2 protein-coding genes are annotated in these 1,188 nt (G+C 43.4%); both read left to right on the forward strand.

Going from position 1 to position 1,188, the window contains the following annotated elements; genetic code table 11:
- Window positions 1-224 (forward strand): hypothetical protein (locus FJ091_22295; GenBank protein MBM4386080.1); only part of this gene is annotated, 224 nt, incomplete at its 5' end.
- Window positions 221-1,188: hypothetical protein (locus FJ091_22300; GenBank protein MBM4386081.1), on the forward strand; the 968-nt coding region annotated here is incomplete at its 3' end. The genes FJ091_22295 and FJ091_22300, both read left to right, overlap by 4 nt.

Here is a 1,188-nt window from a genome sequence, read left to right on the forward strand (position 1 = left end):
TCGCAAAAGTTGCGGGCGATCCACACAAGATTGATGGTGCGGATCTTGCGGCTCTTCGCGGTAAGAAAAAGATGGAAGAGGGGCAAGCTGATTATATTCTCAAGAAACACACTGGTGGTGAAAAAAAGAAATCTGTTAGCGCGAAAGAGATGAGCGATTTTAAAGATTCGTTGACGTCTTTCATGAAAACAAAGAAAATGCCGGTTGACTTGGGCAAGAAATGAAATCTTTTGCGGTTCTACGAGAAGATCTAAGACAGTGGTTCGATCCCAAGCATCCTAAAGGTGGTTGGAAAAGAATCAACAGTAGGGGTGAAGCAATTGGTCCCTGCGCTCGCAAAGAGGGTGAGGGAAAACCAAAATGTATGTCGAATCAAAAGAGGGCGCAACTTTCGAAAAAAGAAAGAGCGGCAGCAGTGGCAGCAAAAAGAAAACATGATCCTAATCCTGACAGAAAAGGTGCGCCCATTAACGTCTCTAATTTTGGTAAAGGAAAAATAGGTGAAAATGTGGCAAATTTCCCAGAAAAAACTGAAGAAGTAGAACAGCTTGACGAAAAGAATGTTCCGACGAGCCCAGAAAAATGGGCACGTGCCAAAGCACAAGCGAGAGCCAAGTTTGATGTTTATCCTTCCGCCTATGCAAATGGTTGGGCAGCCAAGAAATACAAGGCCATGGGTGGTGGTTGGAAATCTGTTTCTGAGGCAGTGAAAGATAAGTTCGATGTGGGTGAATACGATCAAGAAGGTGATATGGTCAAATCTGATTTGCGATCAATCATGGCAAATGCCAAACGGCTGCATGATATGATTGAGGATGCTGACAATCTTCCTGAGTGGTGTCAAAATAAAATTACCTTGGCGGAAGATTATGTTTCAACTGTTGCTAATTATTTGACGGCAGAAATGAATGAAACGGTTGAATCCGGTCATGGGGATCCGTCTAAAAAGTTTGATCCTCGTCTGGTTAGAAAAGTCAATCAGTACAGCCGTGGAGATTGGGGTCCTCGTCAGGGGCTGCGCACCAAGAAGCCAATGAAAAAGAAGATGAAGGAAGAGGCACAGAAGATCGAAGAGCGGTCGCTTACAGAACCAGAAATGAAAAAGAAAGAAGAGATCGTCAAATCAATGAAAAAGAAACTTATGAGCTTTAAAGATCGGTATGGGGATCGTGCGAAAGAAGTTATGTA

The organism is Deltaproteobacteria bacterium (assembly GCA_016875395.1).
Classification (GTDB): domain Bacteria; phylum Myxococcota_A; class UBA9160; order UBA9160; family UBA6930; genus VGRF01.